The 15,409-nt window shown below is 72.7% G+C and carries 15 protein-coding genes; 7 read left to right on the top strand and 8 right to left on the bottom strand.

What is annotated here, in order from left to right:
- Positions 1–181: 181 nt before the first annotated feature.
- On the top strand, positions 182–658 hold the full coding sequence (locus tag AB4Z02_RS17640) for an aminoacyl-tRNA deacylase (RefSeq protein WP_441972585.1): 477 nt from the start codon (positions 182–184) through the stop codon (positions 656–658).
- Between the two features lie 118 nt (positions 659–776).
- On the opposite strand, the gene hutU is transcribed toward AB4Z02_RS17640, so the two are convergent.
- The 8 genes from hutU to AB4Z02_RS17680 form a co-directional block, all read right to left on the bottom strand.
- A complete protein-coding gene (gene hutU, locus AB4Z02_RS17645) occupies positions 777–2,435 on the bottom strand; it encodes a urocanate hydratase (RefSeq protein ID WP_441972587.1) in 1,659 nt (552 codons plus the stop codon).
- 119 nt (positions 2,436–2,554) lie between these two features.
- Positions 2,555–4,144: a histidine ammonia-lyase gene (hutH, locus tag AB4Z02_RS17650; protein WP_441972588.1), complete on the bottom strand. Its 1,590-nt coding sequence runs from the start codon at positions 4,142–4,144 to the stop codon at positions 2,555–2,557.
- Positions 4,145–4,240: 96 nt separating this feature from the next.
- Complete coding sequence (locus AB4Z02_RS17655) at positions 4,241–5,635, bottom strand: D-alanyl-D-alanine carboxypeptidase/D-alanyl-D-alanine-endopeptidase (protein WP_441972590.1); 1,395 nt, start codon at positions 5,633–5,635, stop codon at positions 4,241–4,243.
- A gap of 119 nt (positions 5,636–5,754) precedes the next feature.
- Positions 5,755–6,258, bottom strand: a complete 504-nt coding sequence (gene rraA / locus AB4Z02_RS17660; RefSeq protein ID WP_056884296.1) for a ribonuclease E activity regulator RraA — start codon at positions 6,256–6,258, stop codon at positions 5,755–5,757.
- Between the two features lie 4 nt (positions 6,259–6,262).
- On the bottom strand, positions 6,263–6,655 hold the full coding sequence (locus AB4Z02_RS17665) for a universal stress protein (RefSeq protein ID WP_056884295.1): 393 nt from the start codon (positions 6,653–6,655) through the stop codon (positions 6,263–6,265).
- Between the two features lies 1 nt (position 6,656).
- Complete coding sequence (locus AB4Z02_RS17670) at positions 6,657–8,252, bottom strand: tripartite tricarboxylate transporter permease (RefSeq protein WP_441972593.1); 1,596 nt, start codon at positions 8,250–8,252, stop codon at positions 6,657–6,659.
- Positions 8,252–8,803, bottom strand: coding sequence for a tripartite tricarboxylate transporter TctB family protein (locus AB4Z02_RS17675; RefSeq protein ID WP_441972616.1), 552 nt, complete (start codon positions 8,801–8,803; stop codon positions 8,252–8,254). The genes AB4Z02_RS17670 and AB4Z02_RS17675 overlap by 1 nt, the downstream gene beginning before the upstream one ends.
- A gap of 20 nt (positions 8,804–8,823) precedes the next feature.
- Complete coding sequence (locus AB4Z02_RS17680; RefSeq protein WP_441972595.1) at positions 8,824–9,834, bottom strand: Bug family tripartite tricarboxylate transporter substrate binding protein; 1,011 nt, start codon at positions 9,832–9,834, stop codon at positions 8,824–8,826.
- Between the two features lie 107 nt (positions 9,835–9,941).
- Between AB4Z02_RS17680 and AB4Z02_RS17685 the strand changes: the two genes are divergently transcribed.
- The 6 genes from AB4Z02_RS17685 to AB4Z02_RS17710 are packed head-to-tail and all read left to right on the top strand — an operon-like array spanning position 9,942 to position 15,401.
- Positions 9,942–11,645, top strand: a complete 1,704-nt coding sequence (locus AB4Z02_RS17685) for an ATP-binding protein (RefSeq protein ID WP_441972596.1) — start codon at positions 9,942–9,944, stop codon at positions 11,643–11,645.
- Positions 11,642–12,316, top strand: a complete 675-nt coding sequence (locus AB4Z02_RS17690; protein WP_056884292.1) for a response regulator — start codon at positions 11,642–11,644, stop codon at positions 12,314–12,316. The genes AB4Z02_RS17685 and AB4Z02_RS17690 overlap by 4 nt, the downstream gene beginning before the upstream one ends.
- Before the next feature lie 3 nt (positions 12,317–12,319).
- Positions 12,320–13,081, top strand: coding sequence for an IclR family transcriptional regulator (locus AB4Z02_RS17695; RefSeq protein ID WP_056884291.1), 762 nt, complete (start codon positions 12,320–12,322; stop codon positions 13,079–13,081).
- A 49-nt stretch (positions 13,082–13,130) separates the two neighbouring features.
- Positions 13,131–13,844 carry a D-alanyl-D-alanine carboxypeptidase family protein gene (locus AB4Z02_RS17700; protein WP_056884290.1) on the top strand — a complete coding sequence of 238 codons (714 nt, stop codon included), beginning with the start codon at positions 13,131–13,133 and terminating at the stop codon, positions 13,842–13,844.
- 19 nt (positions 13,845–13,863) lie between these two features.
- Positions 13,864–14,427, top strand: coding sequence for a molybdenum cofactor guanylyltransferase (gene mobA / locus AB4Z02_RS17705; RefSeq protein ID WP_162253916.1), 564 nt, complete (start codon positions 13,864–13,866; stop codon positions 14,425–14,427).
- Positions 14,424–15,401, top strand: coding sequence for an NAD(P)H-quinone oxidoreductase (locus AB4Z02_RS17710; RefSeq protein ID WP_441972599.1), 978 nt, complete (start codon positions 14,424–14,426; stop codon positions 15,399–15,401). The genes mobA and AB4Z02_RS17710 overlap by 4 nt, the downstream gene beginning before the upstream one ends.
- The last annotated feature ends 8 nt before the right edge of the window (positions 15,402–15,409 follow it).

Here is a 15,409-nt window from a genome sequence, read left to right on the forward strand (position 1 = left end):
AGCACGAAACTTTCGGCCACTCGCCCGCAAGCCCCAGCCCCGCGCCCTACTCAGCACGAAACTTTCGGCCACTCGCCCGCAAGCCCCAGCCCCGCGCCCTACTCAGCACGAAACTTTCGGCCACTCGCCCGCAAGCCCCRGCCCCGCGCCGTACCGGGTGCGCGACGCCTACCCTCGTCCCATGAGCGACGACGGTGCGGCCCGGGCCGCGGCAGCGCTGGAGGCGAGCGGCATCCCGCACACCATCACCCGCCACGGCAGGGTCGGCTCACTGGAGGAGGCCGCCGCGGCACGAGGCGTGGAGCCCCGCGACATCGTCAAGACGCTCGTCGTGCGGCGCGCCGAGGACGACTACCTCTTCATCCTCGTCCCCGGCGGACGCGAGATCAGCTGGCCCAAGCTGCGAGCCCTGCTCGGGGTCAACCGCATGTCGATGCCCGACGCGGCGACGGCCAAGGACGTCACCGGGTACGAGCGCGGCACCATCACGCCGTTCGGGTCGACGCGGGCGTGGCCCGTCGTCGCCGACGCGACGCTGACGGGCCGGCCCCTGTCGATCGGGGCCGGCGCCCACGGCGTCGCGGCAACCCTCCAGGCCGACGACCTCGTACGGGTGCTCGACGCCCAGGTCGCCGACGTCACCGAACCCACCGGCTGACCCAACCCCAAGCTCCGCCCCGCTCCCACCCGAGCTTTAGGGGCCGGAACGCTCGCGGATGCGCGCGCTGCAGCACCCAAAGTTGGCGCGGGTCGGGGCGGGCCGGGGGCGGGGTGCCTCAGCCCTCGCGCATCGGGATGCGGACCCCCTGCTCGGCCGCGGTGCGCTCGGCGATGTCGTATCCCGCGTCGACGTGCCGGATGACGCCCATCGCCGGGTCGTTGGTGAGCACCCGGGCGAGCTTCTGGGCCGCGAGGTCGGTGCCGTCCGCGAGGGAGACCTGGCCGGCGTGCAGGGACCGGCCGATGCCCACACCACCGCCGTGGTGGATGGAGACCCAGCTGGCCCCGGACGAGGTGTTGACCAGGGCGTTGAGCAGCGGCCAGTCGGCGATGGCGTCGGAGCCGTCGAGCATCGACTCGGTCTCGCGGTAGGGGCTCGCCACCGACCCGGTGTCCAGGTGGTCGCGGCCGATGACGATCGGCGCGCTCACCTCGCCGGTGCGGACCAGCTCGTTGAACGCCAGGCCCGCCTTGTCGCGCTCCCCCTGGCCGAGCCAGCAGATGCGGGCAGGCAGGCCCTGGAACGCGATCCGCTCCTGCGCCCCCCGGATCCACTTGTGCAGCCGGTCGTTGTCCGGGAACAGGTCCAGCACGGCACGGTCGGTGGCGGCGATGTCCTTCGGGTCGCCGGAGAGGGCAGCCCAGCGGAACGGGCCCTTGCCCTCGCAGAAGAGCGGTCGGATGTAGGCGGGCACGAACCCGGGGAACTCGAACGCGCGGTCGTAGCCCCCCTGTCGAGCCTCGTCGCGGATGCTGTTGCCGTAGTCGAAGACCTCGGCGCCGCCGTCCTGGAACTCGACCATCGCCTGCACGTGCTTGGCCATCGAGGCACGGGCCCGGTCGGTGAACTCCTCCGGCTTCTTCTCCGCGTACTCGTGCCAGTCGTCGAGGTCGATGCCCTCGGGCAGGTAGGACAGCGGGTCGTGGGCCGAGGTCTGGTCGGTGACGATGTCGATGGCGACGCCGCGGCGCAGCAGCTCGGGGAAGACCGTGGCTGCGTTGCCCACGACGCCGATCGACCAGGCCCGCTTGTCCGCCTTGGCCTGCAACGACTTCTCGATGGCGTCGTCGAGGGAGTCGGCGACCTCGTCGAGGTAGCGGTGCTCGACCCGGCGGTGCAGGCGGGCCGGGTCGACGTCGACGATGAGGCAGACGCCGCCGTTGAGCGTGACGGCCAGCGGCTGCGCGCCACCCATGCCGCCACAGCCACCGGTGAGGGTCAGGGTGCCGGCGAGCGTCCCGCCGAACCGCTTCTCGGCGACGGCGGCGAAGGTCTCGTAGGTCCCTTGCACGATCCCCTGGGTGCCGATGTAGATCCACGAGCCGGCCGTCATCTGGCCGTACATCGTCAGCCCGAGGTGCTCGAGCCGGCGGAACTCCGGCCACGTGGCCCAGTCGCCGACGAGGTTGGAGTTGGCGATGAGCACGCGCGGCGCCCACTCGTGGGTCTGCATGACGCCGACGGGACGCCCGCTCTGCACGAGCATGGTCTCGTCCTGCTTGAGCGTCGACAGCGTGCGGACCATGGCGTCGAACGACTTCCAGTCACGGGCCGCCCGGCCGGTGCCGCCGTAGACGACGAGGTCGTCGGGACGCTCGGCAACCTCGGGGTCGAGGTTGTTCATGAGCATCCGCAGGGGCGCCTCGGCACCCCAGTGGGTGGCGTGCGTGAGGGCGGTGCCGCGGGGTGCGCGGACGGGACGGGCGCCTTCCATGTCGTTCTCCTTCAGGCTTCGTACGGGCGGGTGGTCGAGCGGGTGTTCGTCGAGGTGGTGGAAGATCGTGGTCGTCCGGGCGATGGCGACGGTTCACCACCATCTCGGTATGGCGTGGGCTAGCTGAGGGGGCCGGTGACGGCCTCGGCCGCGGCAAGGGCCTCGCCGCTGGCGACGAGCCGGACCGCCGTCTCGATCTCGGGGGCGAGGAACCGGTCTGGGCCGGGGGCCGGGGCACCGGCCGCGCGCAGGGCGGCGACGACGGCGGCGGTGGCCGGTGCGGGCGTGAGCGGGGCCCGCAGCTCCAGGGCCCGGGCCGCCGTGAGCAGCTCGACGGCCAGCACCCGTGTGAGCCCGTCGACGGAGCGCCGCAGCTTGCGGGCGGCCGACCACCCCATCGACACGTGGTCCTCCTGCATGGCGCTCGAGGGGATCGAGTCGACGGACGCCGGTGCCGCGAGCCGCTTCATCTCCGAGACGATCGCGGCCTGGGTGTACTGCGCGATCATGTGCCCGCTGTCGACGCCGGGGTCGTCGGCGAGGAAGGCGTGCAGCCCGTGGTTGCGGGAGACGTCGAGGAACCGGTCGGTGCGCCGCTCGGAGATGGAGGCGAGGTCGGCAGCGACGATCGCGAGGAAGTCCAGGACGTAGGCGACCGGCGCCCCGTGGAAGTTGCCGTTGGACTCGACGCGGCCGTCCGGCGTCACCACAGGGTTGTCGACGGCGGACGCCAGCTCGTACCCGGCGACCCGCGCCGCGTGCTCCACCGTGTCGCGCACGCCACCGGCGACCTGCGGCGAGCAGCGCAGCGAGTAGGCGTCCTGGACACGGGTGCAGGCCTCGGGGTCGCGGTGGCTGTCACGGATCCCGCTGCCCTGCATCACCTTCCGCAGGTTGGCGGCCGACAGCGCCTGGCCGGGCTGTGGCCTCAGGGCGTGCAGGTCGGCGGCGAAGACGTCGTCCGTCCCGAGCTGGCCCTCGACGCTCATCGCCGCCGTGACGTCGGCGACCTTGAGCAGCATCCGCAGGTCGGTGATCGCGAGCACGAGCATGCCGAGCATTCCGTCGGTGCCGTTGATGAGGGCCAGGCCCTCCTTCTCCCGCAGCTCTACGGGAGTGATCCCGGCGGCGGCGAAGGCCTCCGCCGTCGGCAGCTTCTCACCGGACGCGTCGCGGACGACACCCTCGCCCATCAGTGCCAGGGCGCAGTGCGACAACGGGGCGAGGTCGCCGGAGCAGCCGAGCGAGCCGTACTCGTGGACGACAGGGGTGATGCCGGCGTTGAGCATGGCGACGTAGGTCGTGAGCGTCTCCTCGCGGATGCCGGTGCGCCCGGTCGCCAGCGTGGAGATGCGCAGCAGCATCAGTGCGCGGACGACCTCGCGCTCGACCTCGGGGCCGGACCCGGCGGCGTGCGAGCGGACCAGCGAGCGCTGCAGCTGGGCACGCAGCTCGACGGGGATGTGCCGGGTGGCGAGCGCGCCGAAGCCGGTCGAGACGCCGTAGTGCGCCTGGTCGTCGTCGGCGAGCGCGTCGATGACAGCGCGCGTGCGCCGCACCTCGGCGAGGGACTCCGGCGAGACCTCGACCCGGGCGTCCTGCCGGGCCACGGCGACGACGTCCTCGAAGGACAGGGCGCCCACCCCGACGGTCACGGACGCGGTGGGCCGGCTGCTCGTGGTGTCAGGGCTGGAGGCAGTGGCGGTCATGCCTTCAATTGCAGCGCAGCCGCTCGCGGTGCGGGAGGCGCGCACGCGCCATACCGTCTCGCATGCGAGACCGTGCTCGCGTCGGCGGGGGTCGGCTCAGTAGCAGCCGGTGGCGGTGGCGGTCAGGGCGTCGACCGCGGCGCGGGCGCCGGCCGTCGCCGTGTTGGCGTTGACCAACAGCGAGAACAACCGCTCGCGCCCGTCCTTGCCCTGGGCTATCCCGCTCAGCGTGACGACGTCGTCGAGGCTGCCGGTCTTGGCGCGCACGATGGAGCGGGCGCAGCTGGTCGGCGCGGTGGTGAAGCGGTTCTCCAGCGTGCCGGAGACGCCTGCCACCGGCATGCCCGGCGAGGCGAACACCACGCTGTTGACGTCGGGCTGGGTGCGCATCTTCTTGACGAGGTACAGCGCGGTCGTCACCGGCATGCGGTCGGAGCGCGAGAGGCCGGAGCCGTCGTAGAACACGAGCCCCTTGGTGTAGACGCCGTAGCGCTGCAGCACCTGGAGCGCGTTGGCCCTCGCGCCGGTCCAGTCACCGGCGAAACCGCGCTTGAGGGCGGCGAGGCGGAAGAGCGCCTCGGCGTAGTCGTTCTGGCTGAGGTTGAGCATCGCCTGGACCATCGACCCCACGCTGGGCGAGGTCGAGCCGGCCACGGTCGTCGAGCCCGTCTCCACGACCGCCCGACCGACGCCGTTGACCGTGAGGCCGTAGGACCGGAGCTGGTTGGCGAGCACGTAGCCGGCGTTGACGGAGGTGTCCATGACGTTGACCTGGTCGACGACCAGGGCCCGGACGGGGGCGACCTCCGACGGCACCCACTCGGCCTTCCAGCCGGTGGCGTTGGTGGGGGCGGGGAAGAGCGAGTCGTCGACGAACACCTTCACCGCCGTGATGCCCTGCGCCTTGTACGTGCTGGCGACCGTCGAGGCCATCGTCTTCAGCCGGGCCGAGGTGAGCGTCGGGTCACCGACACCCTTGAGGTAGACCGAGCTCTTGTAGCGGCTCCCCTGCAGCACCGAGGTGGTGAGCGTGGCGCCGCCACCGAGTGACTTCATCGCGACGTATGCGGTGATGAGCTTCTCGTTGGACGCGGGGAGGCGCGTCGTGGTCGTGCTCCTCGACCACACCGCGCGCCCGGTGGCGAGGTCGACGACCTGGCCGCTCCACGCCGTACCCAGCCGGGTGTCCTTGGCGCGCGTGGTGAGCTTGGTCGCGATGCTGGAGGTGAGGTCGGTCGTCGTCGTGGTGGTCGCGTCGGTCGACGCCGTGCCGGCTGAGCGGCTGAGCGGGCCGCCGGTCGGGCCGAATGGCGCCAGTCCCGTCGAGGCGACCGTGGTGCGCGGCACCCCCGTGGTCGAGGCCGCACGCTCGAGGTCACCGGACGCGGTCGGGCCGGCTGCCGCCGGGGTGACCGAGGCTGCAGTGACCGCCGCGGCGAGCACTGCGGTGAGGGCGGCGAGCGCGGCGGGGCGGGGGCGCGAGATGGTCATGGAAGCTCCTCGGGTCGCGCCGAGGGTAGCCCCCGAGGTGTGACGTATGGGACGGAAGTGCCTGGTTCCTGACCAACCCCTGACCATGTGCCCCTCCGTGCGGCGGGGGCGCGGCGGACTCAGGCGCGGGTGACGAGGATGCCGTCCTCGTCGGCCCAGAGCTGCTGGCCGGGCACGAAGTCGACACCGCCGAACGACACCGTGACGTCGCGCTCGCCGACACCTTCCTTGGAGCTCTTGCGAGGGTTGGAGCCCAGGGCCAGGGCGCCGAGCGGCAGGTCGCGCAGGGTGACCACGTCGCGGACGGCGCCGTTGATGATGACGCCGGACCACCCGCTCTCGACCGCGGAGCCGGCGATGAGGTCACCCATGAGCGCTGACTCCAGCGAGCCCCCACCGTCGACGACCATCACCCGCCCCTCGCCCGGCTCGGCCAGCCGGGCCTTGAGCAGCGCGTTGTCGCGGTGGCAGCGGATCGTGCTGATCACCCCGTGGAAGGCTCGATGGCCTCCGTAGCTGCGGAACTGGACCGCGCAGGACTGCAGGTCCTCTCCGTGCTCGTCGTAGAGGTCGGCCGTGGCCGGGCTCGTCGCGTCACCGTGGGTGCCAGCTCCCTCGCTCATGCGCTCATCCTGCCTTGACGGCCAGGACAGGGCAGTCCGCGTCGAGCAGGATGCGCTGGGCCGCCGAGCCGAGCAACAGCTTGCCCACCGGGGTCCGGTGGCGCAGGCCGATCACGATCACCGACGCCTTCTCTTCCCGGGCCACGTCGAGGATGACCTCGGCCGCGTCGCCGCCCTCCTCGATCTGGCGCACCTCGAACTCGAGCGCGAGCTCCTCGAGGTCGCGACGCACCCGCTCGAGCTGCTCCTCACCCGCACGACGTGCGTCCACGAGGACGTCGTCGCGGGACATGTTGACCACGAGGAGCCGCTCGCCGCGCCGCCGGGCCTCGGCGACGGCAGCGGTGAGGGCGGACTCGCCCAGGGGGTTGGGCACGAAGCCCACGAGCACGGTCATGTCAGGCCTCCGGGGAGTTGAAGCTGTAGCCGGCGCGGGCGCTCGCCAGGGCGTCGGGGCCCTGGCCGTCGCCGCTGCCGGGGCCGTCGTGGTGGTCACCCGAGCCGCCCGAGCGCCCGAGGCGGCTGCGGACGAGGCCGACGAGGGGCCAGGCGAGGGCGATGACGATGAGGACGTAGCAGACCCACGCCACCGATCCTCCGACCAGGCCGGAGAGGTCGCCGCCGGTGAGCTGCAGCGACTGCCGCCCCTTGCGCTCGACGAGTGGGCCGAGGATGACGCCCACGATCAGCGGCAGGACGGGGAGCCCGAACCGCCGCATCGCGAACCCGAGCAGCCCCAGCGCGAGCAGCAGCCACAGGTCGAACGGCTGGCTGTTCACGGCATACGCACCCATGGAGGCGAAGAACAGGATGCCGGCGTAGAGGTAGGGCCGCGGGATCTGCAGCAGCTTGGCCCAGGCGGGGGCGAGGGGGAGGTTGAGCAGCAGCAGCATGGTGTTGCCGATGAACAGGCTCGCGATGAGCGCCCAGACGAGCGCCGGCTCCTTGGTGAGGAGCAGCGGGCCGGGCTCGATGCCCCAACCCTGGAGGGCAGCCAGCATGATCGCGGCCGTGGCGTTGGTCGGCAGGCCGAGGGCGAGCATCGGCACGAGCGTGCCTGCGGCGGAGGCGTTGTTGGCGGCCTCCGGGCCGGCCACGCCCTCGATGGCGCCCTTGCCGAACTCCTCCGGGTGCCTGGAGAGCTTCTTCTCGGCGGTGTAGGACAGCAGGGTCGGGATCTCGGCGCCGCCGGCGGGCATGGCGCCGAAGGGGAAGCCGAGCAGGGTGCCGCGCAGCCAGGGCTTCCACGAGCGGGACCAGTCGCTGCGTCCCATCCACGGACGGCCGACGGGGATGACCTCGCCCGCCTTGCGCCGCAGGTGCGCCGCGACCCACAGGGCCTCGCCGACGGCGAAGATGCCGACCGCCACGACGACGACGTCGATGCCGTCCGCGAGCTGGGGCAGGCCGCCGGTGAGCCGCTGCTGACCGGTGACGAAGTCGATGCCGACGACGCCGATGGTCAGGCCGACGAGCAGCGAGGCGAGGCCTCGGACCCGGGAGGCGCCCAGCACCGCGGTGACCCCGGTGAAGGTGAGCAGGATGATCGCGAGGTACTCGGGAGCACCGAGGCTGATCGCGAACTTGGCGACCTGCGGCATGAGGAAGACGATGCCCAGCGTGCCGATGGTGCCGGCGATGAAGGACCCGATGGCCGAGGTCGCAAGCGCCTGGGCGGCGCGTCCGGCCTTGGCCATCTTGTTGCCCTCGATGGCGGTCACCACCGACGCGGACTCGCCGGGGGTGTTGAGCAGGATCGAGGTCGTGGAGCCGCCGTACATGCCGCCGTAGAAGATGCCCGCGAACAGGATCAGGCCCTCGACGGGCGCCATGCCGTAGGTGATCGGCAGGAGCAGGGCGACCGTCATGGCCGGCCCGATGCCCGGCAGCACGCCGACGGCGGTCCCGACGGTGACGCCGAGCAGGGCGATGAGGAGGTTCATCGGCGACAGGACGTCGCCGAAACCGCCGATGAGGCTGGTGATGTTGTCCATCAGAGGATTCCCTGCAGGATGCCCGCGGGCAGGTTGACGCCGAGGCCGATGGCGAAGGCGTAGAAGGTGATGAGCGACAGCGCGACTCCGGCGGCCAGCCCACGGATGTGGTGGCGGTTGCCGAGGGCGAACGCCGAGCCCCAGAAGAGCAGGGCTCCGCTGATGACCCAGCCGAGTGGCTCGATGAGCAGCGCGTTGACCGCGAAGGCGGCGATGAGCATGCCGATGGTGCGCCAGTCGACGCTGGTCGACAGGTCGACGTCCTCACCCTCCTCGGCCTCGCCGTGGCCGCCTCGGGCGATGTCGACGGCGTAGAAGGCCGCGACGACGAGCAGCAGCACCCCGAGCAGGATCGGCATGGGCTTGGGGCCCACCGGGTCGTTGCTGCTCGACACCGCACCGATCCGGCTGGCGTCGAACAGGACGTAGGCGCCGAGCAGGGCCAGGCCGGCACACAGGCCGTACTGCGCGCGGTCCTTGGTCCCGCCGGTCCCGACCGCCGCGGCGGTGGCGCCGGGCGCCACCGCCGGGTCGGACGTGCCGGTCCCCATGGTCTCGGGGTGCTGCTGGCTCATGCGAGGCCGAGCTGCTTGAGGATCTCGGCGACCTGGGTGTCCTGGTCCTTGAGGAAGGTGCTGAACTCGTCACCGGTGGCGAAGGCGTCGGTCCAGCCGCGCTTGGCCTCCTCGTCCTTCCAGGCCTGCGAGTCGTGCATCTTGGTCAGGGCGTCGACCCAGACCTTCTTGTCGGCGTCGGAGATGCCGGGAGGGGCCACGATGCCGCGCCAGTTCGTGAACACCAGGTCGATGCCCTGGTCCTTGAGCGTCTTGACGTCCTTGAGCGCGTCGATCGGCTTCTCGCTGGTCACCGCGAGGACGCGCACGTCGCCGGCCTCGACCTGGTCGAGGAACTCGCCGAAGCCGCTGGCACCGAACGCGATCTTGTTGCCGAGCAGCGCGGGCAGGAGCTCGCCGCCACCGTCGTAGGACACGTAGCTGACCTGCTTGGGGTCGATGCCGACGGCCTTGGCCAGCTGCATCGGCAGCAGGTGGTCGGGACCGCCCGGGGAGGAGCCGCCGCCGACGGCGAGCTTCTTCGGGTCGGCCTTCCACGCGGCGACGAGCTGGTTGATGTCCTTGTAGGGCGAGTCCTTCGGGACCACGATCGCCCCGGCCTCCTCGATCAGCTTGGCGATCGGGGTGGTGTCGTTGAGGGTGGCCTTGGACTTCTGCGTGTAGGCCGCGCCGACGACGCCGAGGCCCATCTGCATGGCCAGCTTGCCGTTGCCCTTCTCGTTGACGACGCGCTGCAGGCCGACGGTGCCACCGGCGCCCGGGAGGTTGAAGACCTGGACGGAGCTGGTGATCTTCGACGACTCGAGCACCTTGGCCGCGGTGCGCGCAGTGGTGTCGTAGCCGCCGCCGGGCGAGTTGGGCACCATGATCTGCAGGCCGCTGGCGGGCTTGCCGTCGTTGCTGGCCGAGGTGCCGGTGCCCTGGTTGGCGGTCGCGCCGCAAGCGGCGACGAGGAAGGTGGAGGCCACGGCTGCCGCAGCAGCCAGACCGGTGAATCGAGCTCTCATCGTTGAGGCCTCTTTCGCGTGGAGTGGGTCGAGCGGGATGATCGTGCTCGCCCCGCGGGCGATTCGTCGCCCTTGTGTCACCAGAGAAGGTTGAGTTCATAGTGGTCATGCGCGCACTGCGCCGGCGGACGCTGGCCGGGCAGCTGCTCTTCCTCCAGCTGGGCATCATCACCGTCGTCCTCGTCAGCGTCGGCGCGGTGTCCCTGGCCCAGTCGCAGGCCACCTTCAACCGCGTCGAGGGCCGCCGCGTGTCCGCGCTGGCCGAGCAGCTGGCCGCCAACCCGCTGGTCCTCTACAACCTCGACCTGCCCGAGCAGCGCACCGGCCTGGCCACGCTCGCCCTGCAGACGGTGACGCAGTCGCGCGTCACCACCGTGACCATCGCCGACGAGGACGAGAACGTCCGGGTCTCCACCGACCCGTCCATGGAGACCCGGCCGCTGCCGCTGGGTGCGAGGTCCGTCGGCACCGGCGCGAGCTGGTCAGGCGTCATGCAGCTCGACGGCGACCGGATGCTGGTGAGCCAGGTGCCGGTCCTCAGCCTCGCCAAGGGACACGTCGGCGAGCACCTCGGGACCGTGATGATCACCGAGGACTTCCCCTCGGTCTGGGAGCGGCTGCGCGGCGCCTCGTCCTACCTGCTGACCTACCTCGGCATCGCCCTGGCGCTCGGCGTGGCCGGCTCGTGGCTGCTCGCCCGGCGCATCAAGCGGCAGACCCTCGGCCTGGAGCCGCACGAGATCACCGGGCTGGCGGAGCACCGTGAGGCACTGCTCTACGGGATCGCGGAGGGGGTGATCGCGCTCGACCCCCACCAGCGGGTCACCCTCGTCAACGACGTGGCCCGCCGCCTGCTCGACCTGCCCGGGCACGCCGCCGGCATGAGCCTGCGCGACCTGCGGGTCGAGGGCCGCCTGCTCGACGTCCTCACCGGCACCGGCCCGGACGGCCCGCGCGACGGTGGCCGCGTGACGGGCCGTGACGGTGACGACGACTCCCCTCGCGACGAGGTCGTCATCCGCCGCGGCCGGGTGCTCGTCATGAACCGCATGCGCGTGACCCGCGACGGCCGCCACCTCGGCACGGTCACCACGCTGCGTGACCGCACCGCCCTGGCCAACCTCGAGCGCGAGCTCGGCTCGTTCCGCAGCACCACCTCGCTGCTACGCGCGCAGACCCACGAGTTCGCCAACCAGCTGCACACCATCAGCGGCCTCATCCAGCTCGGGGAGTACGACGAGGTCGTGCGCTACGTCGACGCCGTTACCGAGCGTCGCCAGTCCCTCGACCTTCTCGTCAACAGCCGGGTCCGCGACCCCGCCGTTGCCGCCCTGCTCATGGCCAAGGCGTCGCTCGCCTCCGAGCGTCGCGCCGACCTGCGGGTGTCCGACGAGACCTCGCTCGACCGCCTGGACCCCGAGGACTCCGCCGACGTCGCGACCGTCGTCGGCAACCTCGTCGACAACGCGATCGACGCCGTGAGCAGCATCCCCGGCAACGGCCCTGGTAGCGGCCCGACCGGCCAGTGGGTCGAGGTGACCATCCGCCAGGACGCGTCCAGCGTCGAGGTGCGGGTGTCCGACTCCGGGCCGGGGGTGCCGCCCGAGGTGGCGCAGGAGGTCTTCGCCCACGGCTTCACGACCAAGGCGGCCACGGCCGGCGAGCGCGGCATCGGCCTGGCCCTGACCCGGCTGGTGTGCCAGCGACGTGGGGGCGAGGTGCAGCTCGCGCGGTCGCCGGAGGGCGGCGCGGTGTTCGTGGCGCAGCTCGGCATCGCGCCGGTGGCGACCCCGGCGGGGGCCAACCGGTGATCCGCGTCCTCGTCGTCGACGACGACTTCATGGTTGCGCGGGTGCACACCGGGTTCGTCTCGCGCGTCGAGGGATTCGAGGTCGTGGGCACCTGCCACAGCGGTGCGGACGCGGTCGCCGCGGCCGGTGAGCTCGGCCCCGACCTCGTGCTGCTCGACCTCTACCTGCCCGACCAGTTCGGCCTCGACGTCCTCGGCGAGCTGCGCCGGGCCGGTCACGAGTGCGACGTCATGGTGATCACCGCGGCCAAGGAGGCCGACGCCGTCCGGGGCGCCCTGCGCCAGGGCGTCGTCGACTACGTCCTCAAGCCGTTCGGCTTCGAGGACCTCCGCGAGCGCCTGGAGCGGTATGCCGCGCAGCGCGACGCGCTCACCGCCGCCCAGGTCCGCGGCCAGGAGGACATAGACCGGGTGCTGTCGCGCGGGGGCGCCGCCCCCACCGCCGCGGCCCTGCCGAAGGGCATGAGCCCGCAGACCGCGCGCCTGGTGGAGTCGGCCCTGCGCGGCGCCACCGACAACCTGTCCGCGTCCGAGGCCGCCGAGCAGGTCGGCCTCAGCCGGGTCAGCGCGCGGCGCTACCTCGAGTACTTCTGCAGCATCGGCCAGGCCGAGGTGTCGCTGCGCTACGGGTCGGCAGGCCGTCCCGAACGCCGCTACCGCTGGGGTGCCTGACGCGTGGCCAACGCTCCCGCCGCCCGGCACACCCTCGAGGTGCTCACCCTGCTCGCGCGCCATACCGAGCCCCTGCCGGCGGGCGCCATCGCCCGTGAGCTCGGGCTGCCGCGGTCGACGACCTACCACCTGCTCGCCGTACTGCGCGACCACGGCTTCGTGACCCACCTCGAGGAGGAGCGCCGCTACGGGCTCGGGGTGGCGGCGTTCGAGCTCGGCTCGGCCTACCAGCGGCAGGCGCCGCTGCAGCGCATCGCCCGGCCGCTGCTCGGGCGCCTGGTCGACTCCACGACCCACAACGCCCACCTCGCGGTGCTGCACGGACGCGACGTGCTCTACGTCATCGAGGAGCGCGCTCCCGGTCGGCCCCTGCTGGTCACCGACGTGGGCGTGCGGCTGCCCGCGTCGCTGACCGCAAGCGGCCTCGCGATGCTGGCCGAGCTTCCGCCTGCCCAGGTGCGGGCGCTGTTCCCGCACAAGGACTCCCTCGTCCAGCGCGACGGGCACGGACCCACGACGGTGAGCGAGCTGCGCCGCGAGCTCACCGCGGTCCGGGCCCGCGGCTACGCCGTCGAGGACGACTCCGTCAGTGCGGGGCTGTCATCGGTGGCCCGCGCGGTCGTCGACCACACCGGCCACCCGGTCGCCGGGGTCGCGCTGACCTTCCCGCGTGACGAGGTCGACGAGACCGAGCGGAAGCGGCTCGTCGCCGCAGTCGGCCGCGTGGCCGCGACGCTGACGGCACGCATCGGCGGGGTCCGCTGATCCGACCGGGGGTCCTGCCACACTGTCGTGGTCGGAAAGGGGGGAGACCATGACGACGACCCACGTGTCCACCGGGCGGCGACGGCGGCAGCGCCTGCGGCGGACCGTCACCATCGCCGTCTCGCTGCTCCTCGTCGGGGGAGGCACGGCGGGGTATGCCGCCTGGCACGGAGGGGACGCCACCGCCGACGACGCCTCGGCCCAGGGTCGGGGCCCGCAGCCCGTCGCAGCCGTGCCCTCGGGCGCCGCCACGCCACGGTCCACCTCCAGGGCAGCGCGCCCCCACGCCTCGTCCAAGCCCCACCACTCGCCGGCGGCGACGAGCTTCGCCCCCGTGGTCACCGACCGCATCCCCGAACCGACCACCAGCATCGCCTTCAGCGCCCCGGTGCCCGGCCTGACCAACATGCAGCAGCCGGCGGCGCGGGCGTTCGAGCGCGCTTTCGCCGCAGCGCGGTCCGCCGGCCTCGCGCCGCAGGTCCGCTCGGCCTGGCGCAGCCGGCAGTACCAGCAGGTGCTGTTCGACCGCGCCGTCGCCACCTACGGGTCCAAGGCCGAGGCCGGTCGCTGGGTGCTCACCCCGCTGCGGTCCGCGCACGTCAAGGGGTACGCCGTGGACGTGCACCCCGCGGCGGTGGCGTCCTGGCTCGAGGAGCACGGGTCGGCGTACGGGCTCTGCCGCACCTACGACAACGAGTGGTGGCACTTCGAGTACGTCGCCTCGACCACCTGCCCCGCCCGCAGGCCGGACGCCGCCGGCTGAGACCACCACAATGGCGGGCGTGACCACCGTGACCGCCGTCGTGCTCTGCGGAGGGGCCGGCACCCGCTTCGGCGGCGACAAGACCCGGGCCGCCTTCGGCCCCACCACCGTCCTCGACCACCTCGTGCGCGGCCTGCCGCCCACCTGGACCGTCGTCTGCGTCGGCGAGCCGCGCGAGCTGTCGCGACCGGTCCGCTGGTGCCGCGAGGAGCCGCCGGGCGGCGGCCCCGTCGCCGCCCTGGCCGCAGCGCTGGTCCACGTGGGCGACCCGGTCGTCGTCGCGCTCGGCGGGGACATGCCGTACGCCGCCGGACCGGCACCCGCACTCGTGGCACAGCTGGCCGGCCAGCCCGATGTCGACGCGGTCGTGGGACGCGACGCCGGCGGACGGCTGCAGCCGCTGCTCGCCGCCTACCGGGCGGATGCCCTCCGCGACGCCGTACCCGACCCGCCCCAGGGCGCCCCGCTCATGCGGGTGCTCGACCGACTGCGGACCGCCGTCGTCCCGCTCGAGGCGCCGGGCACCCTCGACGTCGACACCCCCGCGGACCTCGAGGACGCCCGCCATAGGCTCGACCCATGAAGGCCATCACGATCCCCCAGCCCGGTGACGCCGACGCCCTCGTCCTCTCGGACGTCCCCGACCCCGAGCCCGCGGCCGGCGAGGTGCGGGTCCGGGTCGCGGCGGCCGGGGTCAACCGTGCCGACGTGATGCAGCGGCTGGGCCACTACCCGCCGCCGCCCGGAGCCCCTGAGTACCCCGGTCTCGAGGTCAGCGGCACGGTCGAGGCGCTGGGCGCGGGCGTCGAGGGCTGGGCGGTCGGCGACCAGGTGTGCGCCCTGCTGTCCGGTGGCGGCTACGCCGAGCTGGTCTGCGTGCCCGCCGGCCAGCTGCTGCCCGTGCCGCACGGCGTGAGCCTGCAGGACGCCGCTGCGCTGCCCGAGGTGGTCAGCACCGTCTGGAGCAACGTCTTCATGACCGCCAACCTGCTGCCCGGCCAGACCGTGCTCATCCACGGCGGGTCGTCGGGCATCGGCACCATGGCCATCCAGCTGGCCCGCGAGGTCGGCGCCCGCGTGGTCGTCACCGCCGGGTCAGCCGCCAAGCTCGAGGCGTGCCGCCAGCTCGGGGCGGAGATCCTCGTCAACTACCGCGAGCAGGACTTCGTCGAGGAGGTCAGGGCCGCGACCGGCGGTGCCGGGGCCGACGTCATCCTCGACAACATGGGCGCCAAGTACCTCGCCCGCAACGTCGAGGCCCTGGCCCCCGGCGGACGCCTCGTCGTCATCGGGCTGCAGGGCGGCGCGAAGGCCGAGCTCGACCTCGGCCTGTTGCTGCGCAAGCGCGGCGCCGTCATCGCCACCTCCCTGCGGGCGCGCCCCGCCGACGAGAAGGCCGCCATCGTCGCCGCGGTCCGCGAGCACGTCTGGCCGCTGGTCGAGGACGGCCGCGTGCGGCCGGTCGTCCACTCGACGCATGCGCTCGCCGACGCCCCCGCGGCCCACCGCGAGCTCGAGGAGAGCGGCCACATCGGCAAGATCCTGCTCACGCCCTGACAGCCACG

The organism is Pedococcus sp. 2YAF34 (assembly GCF_052114585.1).
GTDB lineage: Bacteria > Actinomycetota > Actinomycetes > Actinomycetales > Dermatophilaceae > Pedococcus.

Excerpts from the sequence above, each read along its gene's own strand:
- AB4Z02_RS17680 (WP_441972595.1), bottom strand. The coding sequence starts at position 9,834 with ATGAGAGCTCGATTCACCGGTCTGGCTGCTGCGGCAGCCGTGGCCTCC.
- AB4Z02_RS17640 (WP_441972585.1), top strand. The coding sequence starts at position 182 with ATGAGCGACGACGGTGCGGCCCGGGCCGCGGCAGCGCTGGAGGCGAGC.
- AB4Z02_RS17655 (WP_441972590.1), bottom strand. The coding sequence starts at position 5,635 with ATGACCATCTCGCGCCCCCGCCCCGCCGCGCTCGCCGCCCTCACCGCA.
- AB4Z02_RS17700 (WP_056884290.1), top strand. The coding sequence starts at position 13,131 with ATGACGACGACCCACGTGTCCACCGGGCGGCGACGGCGGCAGCGCCTG.
- AB4Z02_RS17710 (WP_441972599.1), top strand. The coding sequence starts at position 14,424 with ATGAAGGCCATCACGATCCCCCAGCCCGGTGACGCCGACGCCCTCGTC.
- rraA (WP_056884296.1), bottom strand. The coding sequence starts at position 6,258 with ATGAGCGAGGGAGCTGGCACCCACGGTGACGCGACGAGCCCGGCCACG.
- AB4Z02_RS17675 (WP_441972616.1), bottom strand. The coding sequence starts at position 8,803 with ATGGGGACCGGCACGTCCGACCCGGCGGTGGCGCCCGGCGCCACCGCC.
- AB4Z02_RS17665 (WP_056884295.1), bottom strand. The coding sequence starts at position 6,655 with ATGACCGTGCTCGTGGGCTTCGTGCCCAACCCCCTGGGCGAGTCCGCC.
- AB4Z02_RS17670 (WP_441972593.1), bottom strand. The coding sequence starts at position 8,252 with ATGGACAACATCACCAGCCTCATCGGCGGTTTCGGCGACGTCCTGTCG.
- hutH (WP_441972588.1), bottom strand. The coding sequence starts at position 4,144 with ATGACCGCCACTGCCTCCAGCCCTGACACCACGAGCAGCCGGCCCACC.
- AB4Z02_RS17685 (WP_441972596.1), top strand. The coding sequence starts at position 9,942 with ATGCGCGCACTGCGCCGGCGGACGCTGGCCGGGCAGCTGCTCTTCCTC.
- hutU (WP_441972587.1), bottom strand. The coding sequence starts at position 2,435 with ATGGAAGGCGCCCGTCCCGTCCGCGCACCCCGCGGCACCGCCCTCACG.